Below are 24,763 nucleotides of genomic sequence, written 5' to 3'. Positions count from 1 at the left end.
CACCCAGGTCCGCCCAAATCCAGCCTCGCCGGCGTTTGAGGCGCGGGTCCGGGCGGAGCCCGGGGAACGGTGGAAGGGCGGGGCGGGGAGCAAATCCGCCCGTCGCGGACAGCCGGAAACCACGTGCAGCACCCGGCACGGGATGCGGCAGCTAAGTGCAGCGTCCCGCACGGGACATGGCCCCCCATACTCGAAGGTATGAGCTACGACGCGATCGTCCTCGCCGGCGGCGCCGCGCGACGACTCGGCGGGGCCGACAAACCCGCCCTCCCCGTCGGCGGACGCCCCCTCCTCGACCGCGTCCTGGACGCCTGCGCCGACGCCCGCACGACCGTCGTGGTCGGCGGCCGCCGCCCCACCGCCCGCCCCGTCCGCTGGACCCGCGAGGACCCACCCGGCGGCGGCCCCGTGGCCGCGGTCGACGCCGGGCTGCGTCAGAGCACCGCCCCGCTGGTCCTCGTACTCTCCGCCGACCTGCCGTTCCTCGACCGCGACACCGTCCAGGCCCTGCTGACCGCCCCCGGCCCCGCCGACGACGGCGCCATGCTCCAGGACGCCGACGGCCGGGACCAGCCCCTCGTCGCCGCCTACCGCGCGGAGCCCCTCCGCAGGGAGATCGCCCTCCTCGCCACCGAGCACGGCACCCTCGGCGGCCTCCCGCTGCGCGCTCTCACCGCCGAGCTCGGCCTGGCCAGAGTCACCGGTGCTGCGGCACTCGCCTCCTTCGACTGCGACACCTGGGAGGACCTCGCAGCCGCCCGTGCCCGCATCAGGGAGCATGGGAGCGTGCTGGACGAATGGATCACCGCAGTCAAGAGCGAGCTCGGCATCGACCTCGCCGTCGACACCAAGGCCCTGCTCGACCTGGCCCGTGACGCCGCCCACGGTGTCGCCCGGCCCGCAGCCCCGCTGACCACCTTCCTCGTCGGCTACGCTGCCGCCCACGCCGAAGCCACCGGCGCCGACCCCGCCCAGGCCGTCGCCGAAGCCTCCCGCAAGGCCGCCGACCTGGCCCTGCGCTGGGCGGCCGAGGCCGAGGCCGCCGAGACCCAGGCCGCCGAGACCCGAGAGAACGGCTCCGGATGACCCCCACCGACGCCGACCACGCCCAGGCCCCGGCCTCCACACCGGAGGCCAAGGCCACCGCCGAGCAGGCCCTCGACGAGGCCCTCGCCCTGGTCAGCCGCGCCCCCCGAGCGGGCGCGCCCGGCGCCCACCGCGCCGCCCCCTGGCCCCGCGCCCGGGAGATCGCCGCCGGCGCGGGCTCCGGTGTCCGGGGCCGCACCCACCGGGTGCCCCTCTCCGAGGCCCTCGGCGAAGTACTGTCCGCGCCGCTCGACGCCCTCACCGATCTGCCGTCCTTCGACACCTCCGCCATGGACGGCTGGGCCGTCGCCGGCCCCGGCCCCTGGGCCGTCCGCCCCGGCGGCGGGGTACTCGCCGGCTCCGGCCGGCCCGAGCCGCTCGCGGACGGCGAGGCCGTACGGATCGCCACCGGCGCCCGGATCCCCGCCGACACCACCGCCGTGATCCGCAGTGAGCACTGCCACGAGACCGGTACCCAGCTGTTCGCCGACCGGCCCGTCACCACCGGCCAGGACATCCGCCCGCGCGGCCAGGAATGCCGCTCCGGCGACCTGCTGCTGCCCGCCGGCTCCCTCGTGACCCCGGCCGTACTCGGCCTGGCCGCGGCCGCCGGGTACGACGAGCTGACCACCCGGCCCCGCCCCCGCGTGGAGATCCTGGTGCTCGGCGACGAGCTGCTCACCGAAGGCCGCCCCCACGACGGCCTGATCCGGGACGCCCTCAGTCCCATGCTCGGCCCCTGGCTCACCCGCCTCGGCGCCGACGTCATCAGTACCCGGCGGCTCGGCGACGACCCCGCCGGGGCCGAGGCCCTGCTGGCCGCCGTCACGGGATCCACCGCCGACGTCGTCATCACCACCGGCGGCACCGCCTCCGGCCCCGTCGACCATGTCCACCCCGTACTGCGCCGGGCCGGCGCGGAGCTGCTCGTCGACGGGGTCGCCGTGCGCCCCGGGCACCCGATGCTGCTCGCCCGGATCGGCGACCGCGCCGACGGCCGCCACCTCGTGGGCCTGCCCGGCAACCCGCTCGCCGCCGTCTCCGGGCTGCTCACCCTCGCCGAACCGCTGCTGCGCGCCCTCGCCGGCCGGCGCCAGCGCCCCCGGTACACGGCGCCGGTGCAGGGCGACGTACCGGGCCACCCGTACGACACCCGGCTCGTCCCGGTCCTGCTGACCGACGAGCACGCCGTACCACTGCGCTTCCACGGCCCGGCGATGCTGCGCGGCGTGGCGGCCGCCGATGCGCTGGCCGTCGTACCGCCGAACGGCGCGCGGTCCGGGCAGGACCTGGAGATCCTCGATCTGCCTTGGGCCGCGGGGGGATGTTTCACGTGAAACTTCCCGGCTCGGACGCCATGGCGCGGGGGGCCGACGAGAAACTCGTGTCCCGGCGCATCAAGCTCCCCACTCGTGTCATCGAGCGGCCGCTGCGCCAGGTCACCCGGCGTCTGCTGATGGCCCTGTTCGTGCTGTTCCTGACGGTCCTGATCGTGTGGGCCGACCGCGAGGGCTACCACGACAACGCCAACGCCAACGGCACGGTCGACTTCCTCGACTGCGTCTACTACGCGACCGTCACGCTCTCCACGACCGGCTACGGCGACATCGTCCCGTACAGCGACAGCGCGCGGCTGATGAACGTCCTGCTGATCACGCCACTGCGCGTTTTGTTCCTCATCATCCTGGTCGGAACCATTTTGGAGGTTTTGACCGAGCGCACGCGTGAAGAGTGGCGGCTGAACCGCTGGAGGAAGAACTTGCGTGACCACACGGTCGTCATCGGCTTCGGCACCAAGGGCCGCTCGGCCCTGCAGACGCTCCTGGCCACCGGCCTCCACAAGGAGCAGGTCGTCATCGTGGACCCGAGCGCCGAGGTGATCGACACGGCCAACGCGGATGGCTTCACGGGTGTGGTCGGCGACGCCACCCGCTCCGAAGTGCTGCTCCGCGCCGAAGTGCAGAGGGCACGTCAGATCGTCATCGCCACGCAGCGGGACGACACGGCGGTGCTGGTCACGCTGACGGCGCGGCAGCTCAACCGGAACGCGAAGATCGTCGCGGCGGTCCGCGAGGAGGAGAACGCGCCGCTGCTGAAACAGTCCGGCGCGGACGCGGTCATCACGAGCGCGAGCGCGGCCGGCCGGCTGCTGGGCCTGTCGGTCCTCAGCCCCAGCGCGAGCACGGTGATGGAGGACCTGATTCATCAGGGCACCGGCCTCGACCTGATCGAACGCCCCATCAGCAAGGCCGAGGCCGGCAGGCCCGTCCGGGAAACCGCCGACCTGGTCGTCAGCGTTCTGCGCGGTCATCGGCTGCTCGCCTACGACGACCCGCAGGCGAGCCCGCTCCAGCTGACGGACCGCCTGATCGCCATCGTCCGCGCGGCCCCGCCGACGTCACCTCAGGTGAGACTGGGCCCGGCGGATTAGCGCCGGCCGCCGGATTTGCGCCCGGCGCCGGCCGCCAACACGGGCTCCTGCACGGCGGGTCCGGGTTCGCGTAGCCTCCGGGCCATGCATGCGATCACCATCGAGCAGCCCGGCGGCCCTGAGGCCCTCGTCTGGTCCGACGTACCCGATCCGGTGGCCGGCGAGGGCGAGGTGCTCGTCGAGGTCGCGGCGAGCGCCGTGAACCGCGCCGACATCCTTCAGCGCCAGGGCTTCTACGACCCGCCGCCCGGCGCCTCCCGCTACCCCGGCCTGGAGTGTTCCGGCCGAATCGCCGCGATCGGGCCCGGGGTGTCCGGCTGGGCGGTCGGCGACGAGGTGTGCGCGCTGCTGGCCGGCGGCGGGTACGCGGAACGGGTCACCGTCCCGGCGGGCCAGCTGCTGCCGGTCCCGGCGGGCGTGGACCTGGCGACGGCCGCCGCGCTGCCGGAGGTGGTGTGCACGGTGTGGTCGAACGTGTTCATGGTCGCCCATCTGCACCCGGGCGAGACGTTGTTGGTGCACGGCGGCTCCAGCGGCATCGGCACGATGGCGATCCAGCTGGCCAAGGCCGTCGGTGCGCGGGTGGCGGTGACGGCGGGCAGCCAGGAGAAGCTGGCGCGCTGCAAGGAGCTGGGCGCGGACATCCTCATCGACTACCGCGAGCAGGACTTCGTGGCGGAGCTGAAGGCCGCGACGGGCGGGGCGGGCGCGGACGTGATCCTGGACATCATGGGCGCGAAGTACCTCGCGCGGAACCTGGACGCCCTGGCCGTGAACGGCCGGCTCGCGGTGATCGGCCTCCAGGGCGGGGTCAAGGCCGAGCTGAACCTTGGCGCGCTGCTGGCCAAGCGGGCGGCGATCACGGCCACTTCGCTGCGGGCGCGGCCGTTGGAGGAGAAGGCGGCGATCGTGGCGAGTGTACGGGAGCACGTGTGGCCGCTGGTGGAAGCGGGGCTGATCCGGCCGGTGGTCCACGCCGCCTTCCCCCTGCGGGGCGCGGCGGAAGCCCACCGGGTGATGGAGTCGGGGACGCACGTGGGCAAGCTGCTGCTCACGTCGTCGTAGTGCCCCGGACTCCACCTGGACCTGCGCCTCAAACGCCGGCGGGGCTGAAAACCCAGCCCCGCCGGCGTTTGAGGCGCGGGGGTCCGGGGGCTGGCCCCCGGCGGCGGTGCCGCAGATGTACAGGGGTCCGGGGCGGAGCCCCGGTTTCGGGAAGGGGCGGGGCGGGGACGGCTCCGCGCAGCGGCGGACCCGCACCCGCACCCGCACCCGCACCCGCACCCGCACCCGCTACAGCGAACGCAACAGCACCGCCGGGGACTCGACGCAGTCGGCCACGTACCGCAGGAAGCCCCCGGCCGTGCCACCGTCACACACCCGGTGGTCGAAGGTCAGCGACAGCTGGACGACCTGGCGGACGGCCAGCTCCCCCTGGTGGACCCACGGCTTGGCGACGATCCGGCCCACGCCGAGCATGGCCGCCTCGGGGTGGTTGATGATCGGCGTGGAGCCGTCGACACCGAACACCCCGTAGTTGTTCAGGGTGAACGTCCCACCGGTCAGGTCCGCCGGCGCCAGCTTGCCGGTCCGGGCCAGCTCGGTGAGACGGGCGAACTCCGCCGACAGGGACTCCGGGTTGCGTGCCTGCGCGTCCCGGACCACCGGGACCATCAGGCCCCGCTCGGTCTGCGCGGCGAAGCCAAGGTGCACGGCCGGGAGCCGGACGATCTCGTTGGCCACCAGGTCCACCGTGGAGTTGAGCTCCGGGAACCGGGCGAGCGCGGCCGTGCAGATACGGGCCAGCAGCGCGAGCACCGAGATCTTGGGCCCGCCCACGGCGTTCATCGCGGCCCGCGCCGCCATCAGCTCGGTGGCGTCCGCGTCCACCCAGCAGGTGGCGTCCGGAATCTCCCGCCGGCTGCGCGACAGCTTCTCGGCCACGACTCCGCGCAGCCCCTTGAGCGGGACCCGCGTCGCGCCTTCCGGCGCCGCCACGGCAGGAGCACCCACGACCGGAGCACCCACGGCCGGAGCGGCCGCAGCCGGCTCCCGCAGCGCCGCCTCGACGTCCGCCCGCAGGATCAGGCCCTCCGGGCCGGACCCGCGCAGCGCGCGCAGGTCCACCCCGTGGTCCCGGGCCAGCTTCCGCACCAGAGGCGAGATCACCGGCACCGGCCCGGCCGCCGTAACGGTGACAGGGGCGGAGGTGGCTGCCGCGACGACCGCCGCCGCCCCCGGCCGGACCCGCTTGCGGCGGGCCGGCCGGGAGTGGTCGGTGCCGTAGCCGACCAGCACATTGCCCGACCCGGAAACCTCCGTATCCGGCTCCGGCGCCGTGTTCGACCCCACCGCCACGGTGATCAGCGGTGCGCCGACCGGGAGTTCCGTGCCCTCCTCCCCGAAACGGGCGGTGACCACACCGCCGTAGGGGCACGGGACCTCCACCATCGCCTTGGCCGTCTCGACCTCGACGACCGGCTGGTCGACCTCGACGACATCGCCCACCGCGACCAGCCAGCGGACGATCTCCGCCTCGGTCAGGCCCTCCCCGAGGTCGGGGAGCTTGAATTCCAGTACCTGCGGCATCAGTTCTCCCACTGCAGGCGGGCCACGGTGTCCAGGATCCGGTCGACGCCGGGCAGGTGGTGCTTCTCCAGCATCGGCGGCGGGTACGGGATGTCGAACCCGGTCACCCGCAGCACCGGCGCCTCCAGGTGGTGGAAGCACCGCTCCGTCACGCGAGCGGCGATCTCCGCGCCCGGCCCGCCGAACCCGCCGGCCTCGTGGACCACCACCGCGCGCCCGGTCCGGCGTACGGAGGCGACAACCGTCTCCTCGTCGAACGGGACCAGCGAGCGCAGGTCCACGACCTCCAGGTCCCAGCCCTCCTCGCGCGCCGCCTCGGCCGCCTCCAGGCACACCGGCAGCGAGGGCCCGTACGTGATCAGCGTCGCGCTCGTACCCGTCCGGCGGATCAGGGCCTTGCCGATGCCCGGGACCGCCGCCGGGGCCTCCGGCGACCAGTCCGCCTTCGACCAGTACAGCCGCTTCGGCTCCAGGAAGACCACCGGGTCGTCGCTCGCGATCGACGCGCGCAGCAGCCCGTACGCGTCCTCCACCGTCGCCGGGGTGACCACGGTCAGCCCGGGCGTGGCCACGTAGTACGCCTCGGAGGAGTCGCTGTGGTGCTCCACGCCGCCGATCCCGCCGCCGTACGGCACCCGGATGGTGATCGGCAGCGGCATCGCGCCTCGCGTCCGGTTCCGCATCTTCGCGACGTGCGAGATCAGCTGCTCGAACGCCGGGTAGGCGAACGCGTCGAACTGCATCTCCACCACCGGCCGCAGCCCGTACATGGCCATGCCCACCGCGGCGCCCAGGATTCCGGCCTCCGCGAGCGGGGTGTCCGTGCACCGGTCCTCGCCGAACTCCTTCGCCAGGCCGTCCGTGATCCGGAAGACCCCGCCGAGCGTGCCGACGTCCTCGCCCATGACGTGGACCGTGGGGTCCTCCGCCATGGCGTCGCGCATGGCCCGGCCCAGGGCCTGGGCCATGGTCGCCGGCTTCGCCGCCACCCTCGTCCCCTTCGTCGCCGTCGTCACGCCTGCTCCTCCGCATCCAGCTCGGCGCGCAGCATGGCCGCCTGCTCCCGCAACTGCCCGGTCTGCTGCTCGTAGACGTGCGCGAACAGGTCCATCGGATCCAGCACCGGATCGGCGTTCATCCGCTCGCGCAGCGCCGCCGCCATCACCTCGGCCGCGTCCTTGGCGGACTGGATGCCCGCCTCGTCCAGCAGGCCGCGCGCGGTGAGCTCGCGCTCCAGCAGATCCACCGGGTCGTGCGCCTTCCACGCCTCGACCTCGGCGTCACCGCGGTAGCGGGTCGCGTCGTCGGCGTTGGTGTGGGCCTCGATGCGGTACGTGATCGCCTCGATCAGGGTCGGGCCGCCGCCCGCGCGGGCCCGCTGGACCGCCTCGGTCAGCACCTCGTGCATGGCGGCCACGTCGTTGCCGTCGACCAGCCGGCCCGGCATCCCGTACCCCACGGCCTTGTGGGCCAGCGTCGGGGCGGCGGTCTGCTTGGCGAGCGGGACGGATATCGCGAAGCCGTTGTTCTGGACCAGGAAGACCACGGGGGCCTGCCAGACGGCGGCGAAGTTGAGCGCCTCGTGGAAGTCGCCCTCGCTGGTGCCGCCGTCGCCGACCATGGCCAGTGCGACCACGTCGTCGCCGCGCAGCCGGGCCGCGTGCGCCAGGCCCACCGCGTGCGGCAGCTGGGTGGCGAGCGGGGTGCACAGCGGGGCTATCCGGTGCTCCCGGGGGTCGTACCCGGTGTGCCAGTCGCCGCGCAGCAGGGTCAGGGCCTGTACGGGGTCCAGCCCGCGCGCCACGGCCGCCAGGGTGTCCCGGTAGGACGGGAAGAGCCAGTCCTGGTCCTCCAGGACCAGCGCGGCCGCGATCTCGCAGGCCTCCTGGCCGACCGTCGACGGGTAGACGGCGAGCCGCCCCTGCCGGGTCAGCGCGGTGGCCTGTGCGTTGTAGCGGCGGCCTCGGACGAGCTCCGCGTAGCACCGGCGCATCAGCTCGGGGTCGAGCTTCTCGGCCGCCGGAGTGCCCAGCACCCGGTACGGCTCGGGGTCCGGGAGCAGCGGCGCGGCGTCCATACGGGGCCTCCAGGCGGGCGGCGGGGTGGAGCGGTGGGACGCACCGGCACCGGGCAGCTCTTGGACCGTCATGGCGGCGTACACCTCCTCGTGGGAAGCGGGCAGGGCGGACCCCGGATGTGAGGCCCCTCACCAACCGATTGTTCGGTTGTCTGCGCAATTTGGCTACAGGCGGCTCCAGGCTGTGGACAAACTGGCGCCGGGGCCCTGGGATGGGTGCAGGACGTCCAGCAGAGGGAGGCAGTGGGCAATGCCGGATGAACAAATGGCCGGAGCGGGTTCCGCACCGGTCCCGCCGGGGGGTGCTCCCGGAGTGCCGCCTGGGTCGCCTGTGCCGCCCCGCCCGCTGGATCCGATCGACCGTTCCATCATGCGGCTGCTCCAGGCGGACGGCCGCGCGTCGATACGGTCGGTGGCCGAGCAGGTCCACGTGTCGCGGGCGAACGCGTACGCCCGCATCAACCGGCTGATCGACGACGGGGTGATCCGCGGGTTCACCGCCCGCGTCAACCACGAACGGGCGGGGCAGGGCGCCTCCGCCTACATCACCCTGAAGATCGTCCAGAACTCCTGGCGCACGGTCCGCGAAAAGCTCCGCGAGCTGCCGGGGGCCGCGCACATCGCGCTGGTCAGCGGGGACTTCGACGTACTGCTGCTGGTGCACACGCCGGACAACCGGACGCTGCGCGAGCTGGTGCTGACCCGGCTCCAGTCGATCCCCGAGGTGCTGTCCACGCGCACGCTGCTGGTCTTCGAGGAAACGGACCTCCTGGCCCCGGGACCGGGCAGCGGCCCGGCGATCACGGAGGACTAGGGCAGGGGGGTGACGGGCCGGGGGAGGACGGTCCTCGTGCACCCCCTCCCTCAGGCGCCTACGGCGAGGTCCGCAGCCCGTCGAACGCCATGTGGACGACCGCGTCCGCCAGCTGGGCATGGTCGGCCGCCGGGTACGGGCGGTACCACTCGACGAGGGAGTTCACCATGCCGAACAGCAAGCGGGTGGCCAGCCGTATGTCCACGTCCCCGCGCAGGTCCCCGTCGGCCGCGGCGGCCTTGAGGAGGTCCGCCACCTGGTGGTCGAACTCGCGGCGGCGTTCCAGCGCCCAGCGCTCGGTGCTGGTGTTGCCGCGTACGCGCAGCAGCAGCGTCACGTACGGCAGTTCGGCGAGCAGTACCTCGACGGTGCGGCGCGTGACGTACTCGACCCGCTCGACCGCCCGGCCGCGTACGGCGCCCGGTTCCTCCAGGACGGCGAAGAGGCCGTCGAGGGCGCGGCTGACGGCCCGCTGGAGCAGCTCCTCCTTGCCGGCCACGTGGTGGTAGATCGAGGACTTGGAGATGCCCGCGGCCTTGGAGAGGTGTTCCATCGAGGTGCCGTCGTAGCCACGCTCGTTGAAGACCTGGACCGCGACGTTGAGCAGCGTCTCCGGGGTGTACGTGTCGCGCCTCGCGGTCGTCATTCCGTTTCCTCCCCCTCGTCCCCGGCTCCCTCGGGCCCCTCCGCGTAGCCCAGCCGGAACAGCGCGAGCGAGGGCGCGTAACGGCCGCCGGGACAGCGTTCGTCCAGGTGGTGCAGCAGGTCGTACGCCCAGTCGCGGCCGAGCCGGTCGTGCCATTCGGCCGGCCCCAGCGGGTAGTTGACGCCGAGCCGCATCGCCGTGTCGATGTCCTCGGCGGCGGCCACGCCCCGCGCGACGGCGTCGGCGGTGAGGTCGATCAGCATCGCGACGGTCCGGGCGACGATCATGCCGGGGACGTCGCCGATGACGGAGACCTTCTTGCCGAGCTTCTGGAAGAGCCCGATGGCCTCGGCGAGGGTCCGCTCGCTGGTGTCCTCACCGGCGGAGAGCGCGATGCGGGTGGCGCCGCGGTAGTCGAGCGCGAGGTCGAAGTAGACGACGTCGGCGAACTCGATCGAGGTCTTGCCGTCGGCGAGCACCAGCTGGCCCTCGCCGGGCAGCTGGATGTACGGGCCCCCGTGCTCGGTGGCCGTCACGGCGATCCCGGCCTCCTCCAGCAGCTCGGCCAGGCCGGCGGCGGGACCGAGGTCGCCGACGACGGTGACCTTGGCCGGGGCCTCCTCGGGGCCGGCGGTGTGCGGGGCGGGCGCCTGCGCGTCCGGGCCGTAGGGGAACCAGCCGTGCCCCGACTTGCGGCCGAGACGGCCCGACTGGACCAGCCGGCGCTGCGCGAGGGAGGGGGTGAACTTGGGGCTCCGGAAGAAGGACTCCCAGACGGAGCGGGTGACGGCCTCGTTGACGTCCTGGCCGATCAGGTCGGTCAGCGCGAACGGCCCCATCTTGAAGCCGCCGCACTCGCGCAGCACGGCGTCGATGGTGGCCGGGTCGGCGCCCCGCTCCTCGTACACCGCGAAGGCCTCGGCGTAGAAGGGGCGGGCGATCCGGTTGACGATGAAGCCGGGGGTGTCGGCGCAGCGGACCGGCGTCTTCCCCCAGCCCAGGACGGTGCGGTACGCGAGCTCGGCGGCGGCCGGGTCGGTCGCGGAACCGCTGACCACCTCGACGAGGGGGAGCAGCGGGGCCGGGTTGAAGAAGTGCAGGCCGAGGAAGCGGCCGGGGTGCGTCAGGCCGGCGGCGAGCTCGGTGACGGAGAGGGAGGAGGTGTTGGTCGCCAGGAGCGCGTCCGGCGAAACCACCTCTTCGAGTGCCGCGAAGAGCGCCTGCTTGACGGTGACGTCCTCGACGACGGCCTCGATGACCAGGGCGGCTCCGGCAAGGTCGGCGAGAGCGCCCGTCGAATCGATCCGGCCGATCGCGTCCTCGGCCTCGGTGCGATCGATGCGGCCCTTCGCGGCCATCCGCTCGACGCGGTCCTGCACGAAGGAAACGCCGTCGGCGGCGAGGGCGTGGTTGATGTCGTAGATCAGCACGCGGTGACCTGCGAGAAGGGCTACCTGGGCGATGCCCTGCCCCATGGTGCCGGCGCCGACGACCGCCACAGTGCGGGACCGCTCGATTGCTGTCATGTCCTGATCCTCCCGCACCGAGTTATCCACAGGTCTGCCGGGCCCTCTTGTCCCGACCGATCGTTCGGTTACTCTAACTCCAGTCTGCTCTTCTTCACCCGCCCCTGCCTGATCTCAGCCTGACAATCCAGCTGATCTTGCCCGGCTCAACGAGGAGTTGGTCCCTGATGGCCGCCGCGCTCACCGTCCCCCAGCTGTCCGCCAAGCACCGGCTGACCCTCGACCAGGCACTGGCCGCCATCCGCAGCCGCGCCTACTGGTCCCCGCACCCCGAGCACCCCAAGGCCTACGGGGAGACCGCCCCGGCCGACGGCCTCGCCGCCTTCGAGGCCGTCCGCGGCACCCGGCTCGACCTCGGGCAGCCCGGCACCGACGGCTGGGCGGGCGGCGAGACGTCCCCGTTCGGCCTGGAGCTGGGCGTGGAGTACCCGCATGTCGACCCGGATGTGCTGCTGCCCGCGATGCGGGCCGGCATGGGCGCCTGGCGGGACGCCGGGCCCGAGGCGCGCGCCCTGGTCTGTATCGAGATCCTGGCCCGGATCGGCGCGCGGACCCACGAGTTCGCGCACGCCGTCATGCACACCAGCGGCCAGGCCTTCATGATGGCGTTCCAGGCGGGCGGCCCGCACGCGCAGGACCGCGGCCTGGAGGCGGTGGCCTACGCGTACGAGGAGCAGACCCGGGTCCCGGGGCAGGCCGACTGGTCCAAGCCGCAGGGCAAGAAGGACCCGCTGGATCTCGGCAAGACCTTCACGGCGGTCCCGCGCGGCATCTCCCTGATGATCGGCTGCAACACCTTCCCGACCTGGAACGGCTACCCCGGCCTGTTCGCGTCCCTCGCCACGGGCAACGCGGTGCTGGTCAAGCCCCACCCGCGCGCGATCCTCCCGCTCGCCCTGACCGTCCAGGTGGCCCGCGAGGTCCTCACCGAGGCCGGCTTCGACCCGAACCTGATGGCGCTGGCCGTCGAGCGCCCGGGCGAGGGCATCGCGAAGACCCTCGCGGTCCGCCCCGAGATCAAGCTGATCGACTACACCGGGTCCACGGAGTTCGGCGACTGGCTGGAGGCCAACGCGCGCCAGGCCCAGGTCTACACGGAGAAGGCGGGCGTCAACACCGTCGTCGTCGACTCCACCGACAACTACAAGGGCATGCTGTCCAACCTGGCCTTCTCGCTCTCCCTGTACAGCGGCCAGATGTGCACCACCCCGCAGAACCTGCTGATCCCGCGTGACGGGATCGAGACGGACGCCGGCCACAAGACGTACGACGAGGTGGTTGCCGACCTCGCGGCCTCGGTCGGCGGCCTGCTGGGCGACGACGCCCGGGCCAACGCCCTGCTGGGCGCGCTCGTCAACCCGGACGTCAAGGCCCGCCTGGAGGCGGCGGCCGGCCTCGGCGAGGTCGCCCTGCCCTCCCGCGAGGTGACGAACCCGGAGTTCCCGGGCGCCGTGGTCCGCACCCCGGTGATGGTGAAGCTGGACGCCTCCAAGCCCGATCCGGAAGCCCCCTACCTCTCGGAGTGCTTCGGCCCGGTGTCGTTCGCGGTGGCGGTCGACTCCACGGCGGACGCACTGGAGCTGCTGCGGCGCACGGTGCGGGACAAGGGCGCGATGACGGTGGGCGCGTACACCACCTCGGCGGACACCGAGCGTGCGATCGAGGAGGTCTGCTTGGAGGAGTCGGCCCAGCTGTCGTTGAACCTGACGGGCGGCGTCTACGTCAACCAGACCGCGGCCTTCTCCGACTTCCACGGCTCGGGCGGCAACCCGGCGGCCAATGCGGCCCTGTGTGACGGGGCGTTCGTCGCGAACCGCTTCCGCGTGGTGGAGGTCCGCCGCCAGGCCTGAGCCCGGCCCGACCGCTGTGTCACTGCTCCGAAGCGCCGCCGGGGGCCCCACGGGCCAGCCCCCGGCGGCGCTTCGCCGCGTGATCAGCAGGCGTGATCAGCAGGCCTTCGGCCCGCCCCAGTGGAAGAGGGTCATGGCCACGCTGGTGGCCAGGTTGTAGCTGGACACCTGTGGACGCATCGGCAGGGACACCAGGTGATCGGCGCGGGCGCGCAGCTCGGGCGAGATGCCGTGGCGTTCCGAGCCGAAGGCGAGCAGGGCGTCGTCCGGGAGGGTGAGGGCGCGGATGTCATCGCCCTCCGGGTCGAGCGCGTACAAGGGTCCGGCGGGCAGGGTCTCCAGGGTGATGTGCTCCACGGTGGTGGCGTAGTGCAGCCCGGCCCCGGCCCGGACCACGTTGGGGTGCCAGGGGTCGAGGTCGCCGCGGGTCACCACGCCGGTGGCGCCGAAGCCGGCGGCGAGGCGGACGACCGCGCCGACGTTGCCGAGGTTGCGGGGATTGTCGAGCGCGACGATCGGTGCGGTGCGCGGCATCCGCTCCAGCCTGGCCCGCCCTTCGGCCGGGTCGGGCCGGACGGCGAGGGCGGCGACCCCGGTGGGATGGACGCGGGTCAGCAGCGTACGGAGCTCCGCCTTGCGGACCAGCCGGCCGACGTCCCCCTCCACATCCGGAGCCAGCTCGGCGGCGAGCGCCCGTACGGAGGCGGGGTCGTCCGCGACGACGGCCTGGATGTCGGCGCCGAACCGCAGGGCGTGCTTCAGGGCGTGGAACCCGTCGAGGAGTACGAGATCCTCCCGCCCGGCGGCCTCCCGCCACTGGCGCGCGATGTCGTCGGGGCTCCCGTGCTCACTCATACCGCCGAGCCTACGGGCCGTGGCCTGGGGGTTCTCCCCCCTCCCCGCCGGGCGAGCCAGAGGAGGAAGCCCGTCGGGAGGAACACCGCGTCGGCGGCGATCATCGCCAGCGAGAAGAACGGCAACCCCAGCAGCACCGCGATCCCCGCGTGCTCCAGCATCATCACCGCCAGCAGCACGTTCTTGATCCGCCGGTTGAACAGCGTGAACGGGAACGCCACCTGGACGGCGACCGTGCCGTACGACAGCAGCATCACCACCGTGCCGCTGCTCGCCAGCAACGCCGACAGCCCGGGCCACGGGCTGAAGTAGTCCAGGCCCAGCGGGTAGTACAGCGCCGAGCCGTCCTGCCAGCGCGATCCCTGGATCTTGTACCACCCCGCCGTCGCGTAGATCAGGCAGACCTCCGCCATGATCACCAGCATCCCCGCGTTGTGCAGCAGGTTCGCGAGGACGTCCAGGACCACCCGTCCTTCCCCCTCCGGCTCGTACCGGTCGGCCATCCACCACAGCCCCAGCACCACCCACACCGCTGCGAAGGCCAGCAGCCAGCCCATGGTGAACCGCCCGGCGACCGCCCCGTACGCGAGCACCGCGCCCAGGACGGCCCAGAGCACGGGCCCCGACCTCCCGCCGGACGGGCCGGAGGGCCGCCTGGCGTCCAGGGACCACACCTGCGCGCACCGCGTCAGCACCAGGTACATCGCCATCAGGTGGATGACGTTGTCCCCGCCGTCCCCCATGAACACGCTGCGGTTCTGCAGCGACAGCACCCCGGCCATGAACACCACGGACATCGCCCGCGTCCGCCACCCGAGCATCAGCAGCGCGCTCGACAGCACCGCCACCGCGTAGACGATCTCGAACCACACCGCGGAGTCCGACCACATCAGCACGGTGAACGCGTCGTTCGAGGCGATCAGCCGCTCCGCCAGCTCCCAGCTCCACGGCCCGTCGGGCCCGTACAGCTCGTGTCTGTGGGGGAACTCCCACAGCAGGAAGAAGAGCCAGGTCGCGGAGAAGCCGATGCGGACGACCGCGCTCTGGTACGGGCCCAGCGCCTGCCCGGTGACCTTCGCCAGCGCCCCTCCGGCGACGCCACGCGCCCGTCCGGCGGCGCCACGCGCCCGTCCGGCGACGCCACGCGCCCGCCTCATACCGTCCACCACGGCAGCTCCCGGTAGTACGTCTCGGTGTCGGTCCGCTCCGTCGACCACTTCGGCGCGGGCACCGCCCTCGTCACCGAGCGCAGCTGAATGCGTACGATGCGGCCTTCCCCGCGGTGGAGGGGGGTCAGCCGGTTCACCGCGATCCGCCGCAGGTACCGCTCCGACAGCTCACCGCGCTCCCCGTTCGACTTGTTGTCCTCGTCGTGGGAGCCGGTGAAGAAGTCCCAGGCCCGCCGGAGCTCGTTCTGCTGCGTGTGACTCGGCAGCGGGTTGTGCCGGATGGCGGCCCCGTCGTCGGCGGACAGGTCACGCCAGTCGCCGGTGACCAGCTCGCCGGCGTCGGTGCGCAACTGCGCCCGCGCCTCGACCGCGATGTTCTGCTGGAGGGGGTTGGGGGCGAAGAGCTTCCAGTTCTGTTCGAACTCGGGGTAGATCCACTCGTCCACCGTCCGCGCGTGCTGCCTGCTCACCGTGTTGGTGGGGGCGACGTGCAGGAAGACGAGGGCCAGGTGCCAGCAGGCCGCGACGGCCACGCCCCCCAGCGCCAGGGCCGCGACGACCCGGTACGGGGCGGACAGGCCGGCGATCCCGGGCGCCCTGGGCGGCGGGGCGAGCGGCGGGCCGGTCAGCGGGGCGAGCGGCGGCGAAATCGGCAGGGGAACCGGCGGCGGAACGGCCCCGTCAGCCGGCTCGCGCTCGTTCGAATCCATCCCGCCCCGATCATCCGGCGTCCACAGGGTTGACCACAGAGGTTGACACCCTACGGGCCGTCGTCTCACCATTGAAGAGTACGAACCGAACGATCGGTCGGTCGGGTGGACGGACGGTCGACAAACTCTGACAAGGGGCCGGGATGGTGGCAGTGACCCCGGAGACGGGGCAGGACATGGCCCTCGGGACAGGCACGGGCACGACAGCGGAGCCCGGTGCGGCAGACGGCGCGGCCGACCTCGGCGCGGCCGACCTCGGCGCGGCTGACCTCGGCGCGCAGCTCGCGGCGGCGTTCGACGCGGCCGTGGCGGCCGACGAGCGCGTGGAGCCGCGCGACTGGATGCCCGACGAATACCGCGCCTCTCTGGTCCGCCAGATGGCCCAGCACGCCCATTCCGAGATCATCGGCATGCAGCCCGAAGCCAACTGGATCACCCGGGCGCCCTCGCTGCGCCGCAAGGCGATCCTGATGGCCAAGGTCCAGGATGAGGCCGGCCACGGCCTCTACCTGTACAGCGCCGCCGAAACCCTCGGCACCAGCCGCGACGAGCTGCTCGACAAGCTCCACTCCGGCAAGCAGAAGTACTCCTCGATCTTCAACTACCCCACCCTGACCTGGGCCGATGTCGGTGCGATCGGCTGGCTCGTGGACGGCGCGGCGATCACCAACCAGGTCCCGATCTGCCGCTGCTCGTACGGTCCGTACGCGCGCGCCATGGTCCGGATCTGCAAGGAGGAGTCCTTCCACCAGCGCCAGGGGTTCGAGCTGCTCATGGCCCTCTCGAAGGGCACCGAGGCGCAGCACGCGATGGCGCAGGACGCGGTCGACCGCTGGTGGTGGCCCTCGCTGATGATGTTCGGCCCGCCGGACGACGAGTCGGCGCACTCGGCGCAGTCCATGGCCTGGCGGATCAAGCGGCATTCGAACGACGAGCTGCGCCAGCGGTTCGTGGACATCGCCGTGCCGCAGGCCGAGTCGCTGGGTCTGACCCTGCCCGACCCGGACCTGAAGTGGAACGAGGAGCGCGGGCACCACGACTTCGGCGCCATCGACTGGGCGGAGTTCTGGGACGTGCTCAAGGGCAACGGCCCGTGCAACGAACAGCGCATCGGCCAGCGGCGCAGAGCCCATGAGGAAGGCGCCTGGGTCCGCGACGCGGCCGCGGCGTACGCCGACAAGCACGCAGGCAAGGCAAGCACGGAAAGCGAGGCACGGGTATGACGCAGAACTGGCCCCTGTGGGAGGTGTTCGTGCGTTCGCGGCGCGGCCTCTCGCACACGCACGCGGGAAGCCTGCACGCCCCGGATGCGGAGATGGCCCTGCGCAACGCCCGCGACCTCTACACCCGGCGCGGCGAGGGCATCTCCATCTGGGTGGTGCCCTCCACCGAGATCACCGCCTCCTCGCCGGACGAGCGGGATCCGTTCTTCGCCGCGTCCGCCGACAAGCCCTACCGGCACCCCACCTTCTACGAGATCCCCGAGGGGGTGCGCCACCTGTGACCAGCACCGACGCGAACAGCACCGAGGCCACCAGCACCGAGGCCACCAGCACCGACGTCGTCAACGCGGCCGCCCTCACCCTCGGGGACGATGCGCTGATCCTCTCCCACCGCCTCGGCGAGTGGGCCGGGCACGCGCCCGTCCTGGAGGAGGAGGTCGCCCTCGCCAACATCGCGCTGGACCTGCTCGGCCAGGCCCGCGTCCTGCTCTCCATGGCGGGCGACGAGGACGAGCTGGCGTTCCTGCGCGAGGAGCGCTCCTTCCACAACCTCCAGCTGGTCGAGCAGCCGAACGGCGACTTCGCCCACACCATCGCCCGGCAGCTCTACTTCTCCGTCTACCAGCACGAGCTCTACGGGGAACTCGCCGCCGGGGACGGCCCGTTCGGGCCGCTCGCCGCGAAGGCCGTCAAGGAGACCGCGTACCACCGCGACCACGCCGAGCAGTGGACCCTGCGGCTCGGCGACGGCACCGAGGAGAGCCGGGGCCGGATGCGCGCCGCCCTGGACGCCCTGTGGAAGTTCACCGGCGAGATGTTCCAGCCGGTCGACGGGATCGCCGTGGACTGGGCCGCCCTGGAGCAGCGCTGGCTGGCCGCGGTGGGCGACGTACTGGAGCGGGCCGGGCTCGCCCTGCCCGAGGGCCCGCGCACCGGGGCCTGGGCTGCCGGGGCCGGCCGCAAGGGTCTGCACACCGAGCCGTTCGGGCGGCTGCTCGCCGAGATGCAGCACCTGCACCGAAGCCATCCGGGGGCGTCATGGTGACCACCAGCCCGTCGGCGGGCCAGTCGTCCAGCACGTCGCCCGGCCCGTCCCCCAGCACCGGCACGACCCGCCTGGAGGCGGAGCTGGCCGAGCTCGCCGGCTCCGTCCCCGACCCGGAGCTGCCCGTGCTCACCCTCACCGAGCTCGGCGTCCTGCGCGGAGTGCGGATGCATGAGGACGGCCACGCCGAGGTCACCCTCACCCCCACCTACACCGGCTGCCCGGCCATCGAGGCCATGTCCGCCGACATCGAGCGGGTACTGACCGGCCACGGCATACCCGAGGTGACGGTCACCACCGTGCTGGCCCCCGCCTGGTCCACCGACGACATCACCGCCGAAGGCCGCCGCAAACTCGCCGAGTTCGGCATCGCCCCGCCCCGCCCGCACGCGGCGGGCGGACCGGTCCCGCTCACCCTGTCGGTCCGCTGCCCCAACTGCGGATCGACGGACACCGAGCTGCTCAGCCGGTTCTCCTCCACCGCTTGCAAGGCGCTGCGCCGCTGCACCGCCTGCCGCGAGCCGTTCGACCACTTCAAGGAGCTGTAAATGGCCGCGTCCCCGTCGACGCCCACGTTGGGCTCCTCGCGCCCGGTGCGCCACGGCGCGTTCCACCCGCTGACCGTGGCGGCGGTCGACCGGCTCACCGACGACTCGGTGGCGCTGACCCTGGAGGTCCCCGAGGCACTGCGGGCCGAGTACCGGCACGCCCCCGGCCAGCACCTCACGCTGCGCCGCAGCGCCCCCGGCGGCGCGGAGATCCGCCGTACGTACTCGATCTGCTCCCCCGCCCCGGACCCCGGCGGCCCCGGAGCGGCGCAGCTGCGGGTCGGAGTGCGGCTGGTGGAGGGCGGCGAGTTCTCCACGTTCGCGCACAAGGAGATCGCCGCCGGGGACGTGCTGGACGTGATGGTCCCGGCCGGCCGCTTCGTCCTGGAGCCCGCCTCCGCGCCGGCCACCGGGCACTACGCGGCCATCGTCGGCGGCAGCGGGATCACCCCGGTGCTCTCGATCGCCGCAACCCTGCTGAAGGCCCGGCCCGAGGCCCGGTTCTGCCTGGTCCGCAGCGACCGTACGGCGGCTTCGACGATGTTCCTGGAGGAGGTCGCCGACCTCAAGGACCGCTACCCGGACCGGTTCCAGCTGGTCACCGTCCTCTCCCGGGAGGAGCAGGAGGCCGGGCTGCCGTCCGGACGCCTCGACCAGGAGCGGCTGGCGGCCCTGCTGCCGGCGCTGCTCCCCGTCGCCGATGTGACGGGCTGGTTCCTGTGCGGGCCGTACGGCCTGGTGCAGGGGGCGGAGCGGGCGCTGGGCGCACTGGGCGTCGTCCGGTCCCGGGTGCACGAGGAGATTTTCCACGTCGAGGACACCGCGCCGCCCGCCCCCGCGCCTTCGGCCGCCGCTGCCCACGGGCGGGTCACCGCCCGGCTCGACGGCCGCTCCGGCACCTGGCCGGTGCGGGACGGGGAGTCCCTGCTGGATGCGGTGCTGCGCAACCGCGCGGATGCCCCGTACGCCTGCAAGGGCGGCGTGTGCGGCACCTGCCGGGCGTTCCTGGTGACGGGCGAGGTCCGGATGGACCGCAACTTCGCGCTGGAGGCGGAGGAGACGGAGGCCGGGTTCGTGCTGGCCTGCCAGTCGCACGCGGTGACGGAGGAAGTGGAGATCGACTTCGACCGCTGAGCACTTCGGCCGCTGAGCGCTTCGGCCGCTGAGCGCTTCGGCCGCTGAGCGACAGCGGCCGCTTGGCCCTCCCCCTGTGCATTTTTGAGAACCTGTTCTATCTTGACGCACCGTCAGACCTGAACGGGATCCGGTGCACGCGGGAGGACAGGCAGTGGACTTCACCTTCACCGAGGAGCAGCAGGCCGCCGTCGAGGCGGCGAAGGCCGTGTTCGCGGATGTCGCCCCCGACAGCGTGCCCAGCCCCGCGCTCACCCGGGGGGCCGTCGCCGACGCGTTCGACCGGCCCCTGTGGGCCAAGCTCGCCGGCTCCGGCCTCCTGAGCCTGGCCCTCGCCGAGGAGTACGGCGGGGCCGGGCTCGACACCATCGCCCTGTGCCTGGTGCTGCGCGAGGCGGCGAAGGTACTGGCCCGGGTGCCGCTGCTGGAGCACTGCGCCACCGCCATGGCCGTCCAGGCCCACGGCGGTCCCGAGCTGGCCGCCGCCCTGCTGCCGGGCGCCGGGCGCGGAACGCTCGTCCTCACCGCCGCCGCCCACGGCCGCACCGGCCACGATCCCGCCGAACTCGCCGTCACCGCCCGCCGGGACGGAACTCAGTGGACCCTGGACGGGGTGCAGACCTCCGTCCCCTGGGCTCACAGCGCCGACTGGATCGCCGTCCCCGCCCACACCGGCGAGGGCGAGGCCGTCCTCGCGCTGATCCCGCGCACCGCCGAGGGGCTCACGCTCGCGGACCAGTACTCCACCAGCGGGGAGCGGCTCGCCGAACTCGCCCTGGACGGCGTACGGGTGCCCGCGACGCACCTCATCGACAATCCGGCCGCCTGGGACCGGCTCCGCCAGCTCCTCGCCACCGGGACCTGCGCCCTCGCGCTCGGCCTCGGCACCGGCGTCCTCACCATGACCAGCCAATACACCAGCAAGCGCGAGCAGTTCGGCTTCCCGGTCGCCACCTTCCAGGCCGTCGCCGTCCAGGCCGCAGACCGCTACATCGACCTGCGCGCCATGGAAGTCACCCTCTGGCAGGCCGCCTGGCGCCTCGACGCGGCCACCGGCGGAGCGGGCGGCCCGCTGCCGAGCGCCGGCGATGTCGCGGTCGCGAAGATCTGGGCCTCGGAGGGCGTACGCCGGGTCGTGCAGACCGCGCAGCACCTCCACGGCGGCTTCGGCGCCGACACCGACTACCCGCTGCACCGCTACCACGCCTGGGCCAAGCAGCTGGAACTCCAGCTCGGCCCGGCCGCGGCGCACGAGGAGGCACTGGGCGACCTCCTGGCCGCCCACCCCCTCAGCTGACGAGGGACCCTACAGGCCCATACAACCCCTACAGCACAAAGGCCGGGTTCCCGCTGTCCGTCACCATCGGGCGCCCGGCGCCGTCCCACGCCTGCATCCCGCCGTCGACGTTGACGGCGTCGATCTCCTGGCGCACCAGGTACTGGGTGACCTGCGCGGAGCGCCCGCCCACCCGGCACATCACGTAGACGCGGCGGCCGTCCTCGATGGCCTCCGTCAGCTCACCGAAGCGGGCCACGAAGTCGCTCATCGGGATGTGCAGCGCACCCTCGACATGCCCGGCCGCCCATTCGTCGTCCTCGCGGACGTCCAGGACAAAGCCTTCGGAGGGCACCGCGGCGGCGTCCACCGAGGGAAGCGGTCCGAAGTTCATACGTTGCCTTCTCTCATCGCGAATCTCCATCCCAACCTATCCGAACCCGCCCAACCACCCGGGCCGACCAAACCCGGCCCGGCCAAACCCGGCCCGGCCAAACCCGGCCCGCCAAACCCGGCCCACCAAATCCAGCCTCGCCGGCGTTTGAGGCGCGGGGCTGGGGCGGAGCCCCAGAGAACCCGGGCGCAGCCCGGGGCCCGCTTGCGCGGCGGAGCCTCACCCCACAAGCGGCCCCGACGGAGTCACCCGGCGAAACCGGCGAGCTCGGCCTCACGCTCGGAAACCTGCGCCAGCAACTGCTCCGCGATGTCGTCCAGCAGCCGGTCCGGATCATCCGGCGCCATCCGCAGCATCGACCCGATCGCGCTGTCCTCCAGCTCCTTGGCCACCATCGCCAGCAGCTCCTTGCGCCGCGCCAGCCACTCCAGCCGGGCGTACAGCTCCTCGCTCTCGCTCGGCCGCGCCGCCTCCGGCGCCGGACCGGCCGCCCACTCCTCGGCCAGCTCCCGCAGGAGCTGCTCCTCGCCCCGCCCGTACGCCGCGTTGACCCGCGCGATGAACTCGTCGCGCCGCTCGCGCTCGGCCTCGTCCTGGGCGAGATCCGGGTGTGCCTGTCGGACCAGCTCACGGTAGAGCCGGCGTACCTCCTCCGAGGGCCGCACCCGCTCCGGCGGCCGCACCGGCCGCTCGGTGAGCATCGCCGCCGCGTCGTCGGAGATCCCGTCCGAGCCGAGCCAGTCGTGGAACAGCTCGTCCACCCCGGGCATCGGCATCACCAGCGAGCGTGCGTCGCGGGCCCGCCGCAGGTCCTCGGGATCGCCGGTACGGGCCGCCTTCGCCTCCGCGATCAGCGCGTCCAGCTCGTCGAGACGCGAGTACATCGGGCCGAGCTTCTGGTGGTGGAGCCGGGAGAAGTTCTCGACCTCCACACGGAAGGTCTCCACCGCGATCTCGAACTCGATCAGCGCTCGCTCCGCGGCCCGCACGGCCCGGTCCAGCCGCGCCTCGGGCCGCTCGTCACCGGGGTCGCCAGAGGTGCCGGTGCCGGAGGTGCCGGGCTCTTCAGGGACTGTCTGCTCGCTCACCCGGCCAGCCTAAGGCCCGACCGCGCGAGTGTTTCACGTGAAACATCGCACGGTTTCACGTGAAACAACCCCCTTGCCCGCGACCGGCCCGCTGCCTGGCCCTCTGGCCTGGGCTTCTCAGACGCCGGCCTCCGCCGCGATCCGCCCGGCCCGCACCGCCGCCACCAGATCCGCGTGGTCGGCCTCGCTGCGGTCGGCATAGGCCACCGCGAACGTGGCCATCGCCTCGTCCAGCTCGTCGTTCTTGCCGCAGTACCCGGCCAGCAGCCGCGGATCGGCACTGTGCGCGTGCGCCCGGGCCAGCAGCGCGCCCGTCATCCGCCCGTAGTCGTCGATCTGGTCGACGGCCAGCGCCGCCGGATCCACGCTGCCCTTGCGGTTGCGGAACTGCCGCACCTGGAAGGGCCGACCCTCCACCGTGGTCCAGCCCAGAAGGATGTCCGAGACCACCTGCATCCGCTTCTGCCCGGCCACCACCCGGCGGCCCTCGTGCTCCTCCGCCACGGACTCGAAGCCCAGTCCCGGCAGGTACGGCAACAGCACCGACGGCCGCGCCTCCTTCACCTGGAGGACCAGCGGCTCTCCCCGGTGGTCCAGCAGCAGCACCACGTACGAGCGGGTGCCCACGCTCCCGGTGCCCACCACGCGGAAGGCCACGTCGTGGATCGCGTACCGGGCCAGCAGCGGCAGCCGGTCCCCCGGCAAGGTCTTCAGGTACGGGCCCAGCGAGGCCGCCACGGCCGCCGCCTCCCCGTCGCCGACCCGGCGCAGCACCGGCAGCGCGTCGACGAAGCGCCGGGCACCGTCCGCGTCCGACTCGGTGGACTTGGAGGCGAAGCGCGCGGAGGTGTTGTTGCGGGCCTTCTCCGAGACCCGCTCCAGCGTGCCCAGCAGATCCCGGGCATCGGTGTGCGAGACCAGCTCCTCGTCCGCGATGGCGTTCCACGAGTCCAGCGCCGGGAGCTTGGCCAGCAGCCGCATGGTCCGCCGGTAGGCGCCCACCGCGTCCAGCGCCGCCGCCCGGCAGGTGTCCTCGTCCGCGCCGGCCACCCGGCCGGCCAGCACCAGCGAGGTCGCCAGCCGCTTCACGTCCCACTCCCACGGGCCGAACACGGTCTCGTCGAAGTCGTTCAGGTCGATGACGAGCCGGCCGCGGGCATCCCCGTACAGGCCGAAGTTCGCCGCGTGCGCGTCCCCGCAGATCTGCGCGCCTACGCCGGTCACCGGGCCGGCGGACAGGTCGTGCGCCATCAGTCCGGCCGCCCCGCGCAGGAACGCGAACGGGTTCGCGGCCATCCGGCCCACCCGTATGGGCGTCAGCTCGGCCACCCGGCCGACGTTGGACTCCTCCACCGCCCGGACGGCGTCCGGCCGCCCGGCCGGCGCCTCGAAGTGCGCGTGCGCCGAGCGCGGTACGCGGGCCCGCAGCGCCTTGCCCGCCGCCCGGGGCGAACCGGCCACGACCCGCGGCGCGAACCCCTCGACGGCGGGTATCCGCCCGCCGTGCGCCACATCCGGCTCCGCCGCACGCTGCTCCGGTACCGCCACCATCTGCGCCGCCCCCACCCGTACCTGTCGTACTCAATCGGCCAACATCAACTCGGCCGACCGTATCTACAGCCCGGCGTCCCTGGCCAGATCTACAGCCCGGCGTCCCTGGCCAGCAGGGCCGCCTGCACACGGTTCTCGCACCCCAGCTTCGCCAGGATCCGGCTCACGTACGTTTTCACCGTCGCCTCGCTCATGTGCAGCCGCCGCCCCGCGTCCGCGTTCGACAGCCCCTCGCCCAGCAGCGCCAACACCCCGCGCTCCCGCTCGCTCAGCTCCGCCACCCGGCGCCGGGCCGCCTCACCGCGCCCCGCGGCGCGTCCCGAGGCCAGCTGGTCCACCACGTGCCGGGTGGCCGCCGGCGAGAGGTAGGCGTCCCCGGCCGCGGCCGCCCGGACCGCGCCGATCAGCTCGCCCGGCGCGGAATCCTTCAGCAGGAACCCCGCACCGCCCTCGCCCAGGGCCCGCAGCACGTTCTCCCTCTCCCCGAAGGTGGTCAGGATGAGCGCCCGCACGTCCGGCACCGCCCGCCCCAGTTCGCCGAGCGCGGTCAGCCCGTCCATCACCGGCATCTGGATGTCCAGCAGCACCACATCCGGCGCGTGCGCCCGCGCGAGCTCCACCGCCTCCCGGCCGTTCGCCCCCTCCGCGACGACCTCGATGTCCGGGGCGGAAGTCAGGATCATCCTGATCCCGGCCCGGATCAGCGGCTCATCGTCAGCGATCACCACTCGGATCACCTTGGCTGTCACCC

At 73.1% G+C, this 24,763-nt stretch carries 24 protein-coding genes; 12 read left to right on the top strand and 12 right to left on the bottom strand.

All coding sequences use genetic code 11. From position 1 onward, the window contains the following. Positions 1-198: 198 nt before the first annotated feature. The 4 genes from J7I97_RS06165 (at position 199) to J7I97_RS06150 (ending at position 4,582) form a co-directional block, all read left to right on the top strand. Positions 199-1,086: an NTP transferase domain-containing protein gene (locus J7I97_RS06165; protein WP_214931396.1), complete on the top strand. Its 888-nt coding sequence runs from the start codon at positions 199-201 to the stop codon at positions 1,084-1,086. Beyond that, positions 1,083-2,423 carry a molybdopterin molybdotransferase MoeA gene (locus tag J7I97_RS06160; RefSeq protein WP_214931394.1) on the top strand — a complete coding sequence of 447 codons (1,341 nt, stop codon included), beginning with the start codon at positions 1,083-1,085 and terminating at the stop codon, positions 2,421-2,423. The genes J7I97_RS06165 and J7I97_RS06160 overlap by 4 nt, the downstream gene beginning before the upstream one ends. Further along, on the top strand, positions 2,411-3,517 hold the full coding sequence (locus J7I97_RS06155; RefSeq protein WP_214931392.1) for a TrkA family potassium uptake protein: 1,107 nt from the start codon (positions 2,411-2,413) through the stop codon (positions 3,515-3,517). The genes J7I97_RS06160 and J7I97_RS06155 overlap by 13 nt, the downstream gene beginning before the upstream one ends. Positions 3,518-3,601: 84 nt before the next feature. Further along, complete coding sequence (locus J7I97_RS06150) at positions 3,602-4,582, top strand: NAD(P)H-quinone oxidoreductase (protein WP_214931390.1); 981 nt, start codon at positions 3,602-3,604, stop codon at positions 4,580-4,582. Positions 4,583-4,810: 228 nt separating this feature from the next. Here J7I97_RS06150 and J7I97_RS06145 read toward each other — a convergent pair whose 3' ends face one another. Genes J7I97_RS06145 through pdhA form a run of 3 tightly spaced genes read right to left on the bottom strand, consistent with a single transcriptional unit; the run spans position 4,811 to position 8,255 of the window. Next, complete coding sequence (locus tag J7I97_RS06145; RefSeq protein WP_214931388.1) at positions 4,811-6,106, bottom strand: dihydrolipoamide acetyltransferase family protein; 1,296 nt, start codon at positions 6,104-6,106, stop codon at positions 4,811-4,813. Next, the gene (locus tag J7I97_RS06140; protein ID WP_214931518.1) at positions 6,106-7,074 is read right to left on the bottom strand and encodes an alpha-ketoacid dehydrogenase subunit beta; all 969 of its coding nucleotides are present in this window, start codon (positions 7,072-7,074) and stop codon (positions 6,106-6,108) included. Before J7I97_RS06140 ends, J7I97_RS06145 begins: the two co-directional genes overlap by 1 nt. 44 nt (positions 7,075-7,118) lie before the next feature. After that, on the bottom strand, positions 7,119-8,255 hold the full coding sequence (gene pdhA / locus J7I97_RS06135; RefSeq protein ID WP_214931386.1) for a pyruvate dehydrogenase (acetyl-transferring) E1 component subunit alpha: 1,137 nt from the start codon (positions 8,253-8,255) through the stop codon (positions 7,119-7,121). A gap of 178 nt (positions 8,256-8,433) precedes the next feature. On the opposite strand from pdhA, the gene J7I97_RS06130 reads away from it, so the two are divergent. Beyond that, complete coding sequence (locus tag J7I97_RS06130; RefSeq protein ID WP_214931384.1) at positions 8,434-8,997, top strand: Lrp/AsnC family transcriptional regulator; 564 nt, start codon at positions 8,434-8,436, stop codon at positions 8,995-8,997. A gap of 58 nt (positions 8,998-9,055) precedes the next feature. Here J7I97_RS06130 and J7I97_RS06125 read toward each other — a convergent pair whose 3' ends face one another. Both J7I97_RS06125 and J7I97_RS06120 read right to left on the bottom strand, forming a co-directional pair. Further along, entirely contained in the window at positions 9,056-9,643 is a 588-nt protein-coding gene (locus tag J7I97_RS06125; RefSeq protein WP_214931382.1) for a TetR/AcrR family transcriptional regulator, read from the bottom strand. Continuing rightward, positions 9,640-11,169: a 3-hydroxyacyl-CoA dehydrogenase gene (locus J7I97_RS06120; RefSeq protein WP_214931381.1), complete on the bottom strand. Its 1,530-nt coding sequence runs from the start codon at positions 11,167-11,169 to the stop codon at positions 9,640-9,642. Before J7I97_RS06120 ends, J7I97_RS06125 begins: the two co-directional genes overlap by 4 nt. Positions 11,170-11,336: 167 nt before the next feature. Here J7I97_RS06120 and paaN point away from each other — a divergent pair, with 167 nt between their 5' ends. Further along, on the top strand, positions 11,337-13,019 hold the full coding sequence (gene paaN, locus J7I97_RS06115) for a phenylacetic acid degradation protein PaaN (RefSeq protein WP_214931379.1): 1,683 nt from the start codon (positions 11,337-11,339) through the stop codon (positions 13,017-13,019). A 96-nt stretch (positions 13,020-13,115) separates the two neighbouring features. Here the strand turns inward: paaN and J7I97_RS06110 are convergent, their stop codons facing one another. The 3 genes from J7I97_RS06110 to J7I97_RS06100 are packed head-to-tail and all read right to left on the bottom strand — an operon-like array spanning position 13,116 to position 15,753. Then, entirely contained in the window at positions 13,116-13,874 is a 759-nt protein-coding gene (locus J7I97_RS06110; RefSeq protein WP_214931377.1) for an RNA methyltransferase, read from the bottom strand. Next, positions 13,871-15,031: an HTTM domain-containing protein gene (locus J7I97_RS06105; RefSeq protein WP_251058512.1), complete on the bottom strand. Its 1,161-nt coding sequence runs from the start codon at positions 15,029-15,031 to the stop codon at positions 13,871-13,873. The genes J7I97_RS06110 and J7I97_RS06105 overlap by 4 nt, the downstream gene beginning before the upstream one ends. After that, complete coding sequence (locus J7I97_RS06100) at positions 15,028-15,753, bottom strand: DUF5819 family protein (RefSeq protein WP_374195442.1); 726 nt, start codon at positions 15,751-15,753, stop codon at positions 15,028-15,030. Before J7I97_RS06100 ends, J7I97_RS06105 begins: the two co-directional genes overlap by 4 nt. Positions 15,754-15,896: 143 nt before the next feature. Here J7I97_RS06100 and paaA point away from each other — a divergent pair, with 143 nt between their 5' ends. The 6 genes from paaA to J7I97_RS06070 all read left to right on the top strand — a co-directional run bounded on the left by paaA (position 15,897) and on the right by J7I97_RS06070 (position 21,000). Then, entirely contained in the window at positions 15,897-16,976 is a 1,080-nt protein-coding gene (gene paaA / locus J7I97_RS06095; protein WP_251058511.1) for a 1,2-phenylacetyl-CoA epoxidase subunit PaaA, read from the top strand. Next, positions 16,973-17,257 (top strand): 1,2-phenylacetyl-CoA epoxidase subunit PaaB, encoded by a 285-nt coding sequence (paaB, locus tag J7I97_RS06090; RefSeq protein ID WP_008739989.1) that lies wholly within the window; start codon positions 16,973-16,975, stop codon positions 17,255-17,257. The genes paaA and paaB overlap by 4 nt, the downstream gene beginning before the upstream one ends. After that, positions 17,254-18,021, top strand: coding sequence for a 1,2-phenylacetyl-CoA epoxidase subunit PaaC (gene paaC / locus J7I97_RS06085; RefSeq protein WP_214931372.1), 768 nt, complete (start codon positions 17,254-17,256; stop codon positions 18,019-18,021). Before paaB ends, paaC begins: the two co-directional genes overlap by 4 nt. After that, positions 18,015-18,569, top strand: a complete 555-nt coding sequence (gene paaD / locus J7I97_RS06080) for a 1,2-phenylacetyl-CoA epoxidase subunit PaaD (RefSeq protein ID WP_251058510.1) — start codon at positions 18,015-18,017, stop codon at positions 18,567-18,569. The genes paaC and paaD overlap by 7 nt, the downstream gene beginning before the upstream one ends. Then, the gene (locus tag J7I97_RS06075; RefSeq protein ID WP_214931370.1) at positions 18,570-19,703 is read left to right on the top strand and encodes a 2Fe-2S iron-sulfur cluster-binding protein; all 1,134 of its coding nucleotides are present in this window, start codon (positions 18,570-18,572) and stop codon (positions 19,701-19,703) included. It begins immediately after the preceding gene. A gap of 154 nt (positions 19,704-19,857) precedes the next feature. Beyond that, on the top strand, positions 19,858-21,000 hold the full coding sequence (locus J7I97_RS06070; RefSeq protein ID WP_214931368.1) for an acyl-CoA dehydrogenase family protein: 1,143 nt from the start codon (positions 19,858-19,860) through the stop codon (positions 20,998-21,000). A 28-nt stretch (positions 21,001-21,028) separates the two neighbouring features. Here J7I97_RS06070 and J7I97_RS06065 read toward each other — a convergent pair whose 3' ends face one another. The 4 genes from J7I97_RS06065 to J7I97_RS06050 all read right to left on the bottom strand — a co-directional run bounded on the left by J7I97_RS06065 (position 21,029) and on the right by J7I97_RS06050 (position 24,761). Continuing rightward, positions 21,029-21,373 (bottom strand): rhodanese-like domain-containing protein, encoded by a 345-nt coding sequence (locus tag J7I97_RS06065; protein WP_214931366.1) that lies wholly within the window; start codon positions 21,371-21,373, stop codon positions 21,029-21,031. A gap of 245 nt (positions 21,374-21,618) precedes the next feature. Beyond that, entirely contained in the window at positions 21,619-22,461 is an 843-nt protein-coding gene (locus J7I97_RS06060; protein WP_214931364.1) for a J domain-containing protein, read from the bottom strand. A gap of 117 nt (positions 22,462-22,578) precedes the next feature. Beyond that, positions 22,579-24,012: a DUF2252 domain-containing protein gene (locus J7I97_RS06055; protein ID WP_251058509.1), complete on the bottom strand. Its 1,434-nt coding sequence runs from the start codon at positions 24,010-24,012 to the stop codon at positions 22,579-22,581. 89 nt (positions 24,013-24,101) lie between these two features. Then, complete coding sequence (locus J7I97_RS06050) at positions 24,102-24,761, bottom strand: response regulator transcription factor (protein WP_308363499.1); 660 nt, start codon at positions 24,759-24,761, stop codon at positions 24,102-24,104. Positions 24,762-24,763 lie beyond the last annotated feature (2 nt).

The organism is Streptomyces sp. ISL-87, assembly GCF_018614095.1.
Classification (GTDB): Bacteria; Actinomycetota; Actinomycetes; order Streptomycetales; family Streptomycetaceae; genus Streptomyces.
Note: the sequence above shows the minus strand (reverse complement) of the source record. Positions and strands in the feature narration are given on the sequence as shown.

Coding starts and splice junctions, on each gene's coding strand:
- J7I97_RS06165 (WP_214931396.1), top strand. CDS start 199: ATGAGCTACGACGCGATCGTCCTCGCCGGCGGCGCCGCGCGACGACTC.
- J7I97_RS06160 (WP_214931394.1), top strand. CDS start 1,083: ATGACCCCCACCGACGCCGACCACGCCCAGGCCCCGGCCTCCACACCG.
- J7I97_RS06155 (WP_214931392.1), top strand. CDS start 2,411: ATGTTTCACGTGAAACTTCCCGGCTCGGACGCCATGGCGCGGGGGGCC.
- J7I97_RS06150 (WP_214931390.1), top strand. CDS start 3,602: ATGCATGCGATCACCATCGAGCAGCCCGGCGGCCCTGAGGCCCTCGTC.
- J7I97_RS06145 (WP_214931388.1), bottom strand. CDS start 6,106: ATGCCGCAGGTACTGGAATTCAAGCTCCCCGACCTCGGGGAGGGCCTG.
- J7I97_RS06140 (WP_214931518.1), bottom strand. CDS start 7,074: ATGGCCCAGGCCCTGGGCCGGGCCATGCGCGACGCCATGGCGGAGGAC.
- pdhA (WP_214931386.1), bottom strand. CDS start 8,255: ATGACGGTCCAAGAGCTGCCCGGTGCCGGTGCGTCCCACCGCTCCACC.
- J7I97_RS06130 (WP_214931384.1), top strand. CDS start 8,434: ATGCCGGATGAACAAATGGCCGGAGCGGGTTCCGCACCGGTCCCGCCG.
- J7I97_RS06125 (WP_214931382.1), bottom strand. CDS start 9,643: ATGACGACCGCGAGGCGCGACACGTACACCCCGGAGACGCTGCTCAAC.
- J7I97_RS06120 (WP_214931381.1), bottom strand. CDS start 11,169: ATGACAGCAATCGAGCGGTCCCGCACTGTGGCGGTCGTCGGCGCCGGC.
- paaN (WP_214931379.1), top strand. CDS start 11,337: ATGGCCGCCGCGCTCACCGTCCCCCAGCTGTCCGCCAAGCACCGGCTG.
- J7I97_RS06110 (WP_214931377.1), bottom strand. CDS start 13,874: ATGAGTGAGCACGGGAGCCCCGACGACATCGCGCGCCAGTGGCGGGAG.
- J7I97_RS06105 (WP_251058512.1), bottom strand. CDS start 15,031: ATGAGGCGGGCGCGTGGCGTCGCCGGACGGGCGCGTGGCGCCGCCGGA.
- J7I97_RS06100 (WP_374195442.1), bottom strand. CDS start 15,753: ATGGATTCGAACGAGCGCGAGCCGGCTGACGGGGCCGTTCCGCCGCCG.
- paaA (WP_251058511.1), top strand. CDS start 15,897: ATGGTGGCAGTGACCCCGGAGACGGGGCAGGACATGGCCCTCGGGACA.
- paaB (WP_008739989.1), top strand. CDS start 16,973: ATGACGCAGAACTGGCCCCTGTGGGAGGTGTTCGTGCGTTCGCGGCGC.
- paaD (WP_251058510.1), top strand. CDS start 18,015: ATGGTGACCACCAGCCCGTCGGCGGGCCAGTCGTCCAGCACGTCGCCC.
- J7I97_RS06075 (WP_214931370.1), top strand. CDS start 18,570: ATGGCCGCGTCCCCGTCGACGCCCACGTTGGGCTCCTCGCGCCCGGTG.
- J7I97_RS06065 (WP_214931366.1), bottom strand. CDS start 21,373: ATGAACTTCGGACCGCTTCCCTCGGTGGACGCCGCCGCGGTGCCCTCC.
- J7I97_RS06055 (WP_251058509.1), bottom strand. CDS start 24,012: ATGGTGGCGGTACCGGAGCAGCGTGCGGCGGAGCCGGATGTGGCGCAC.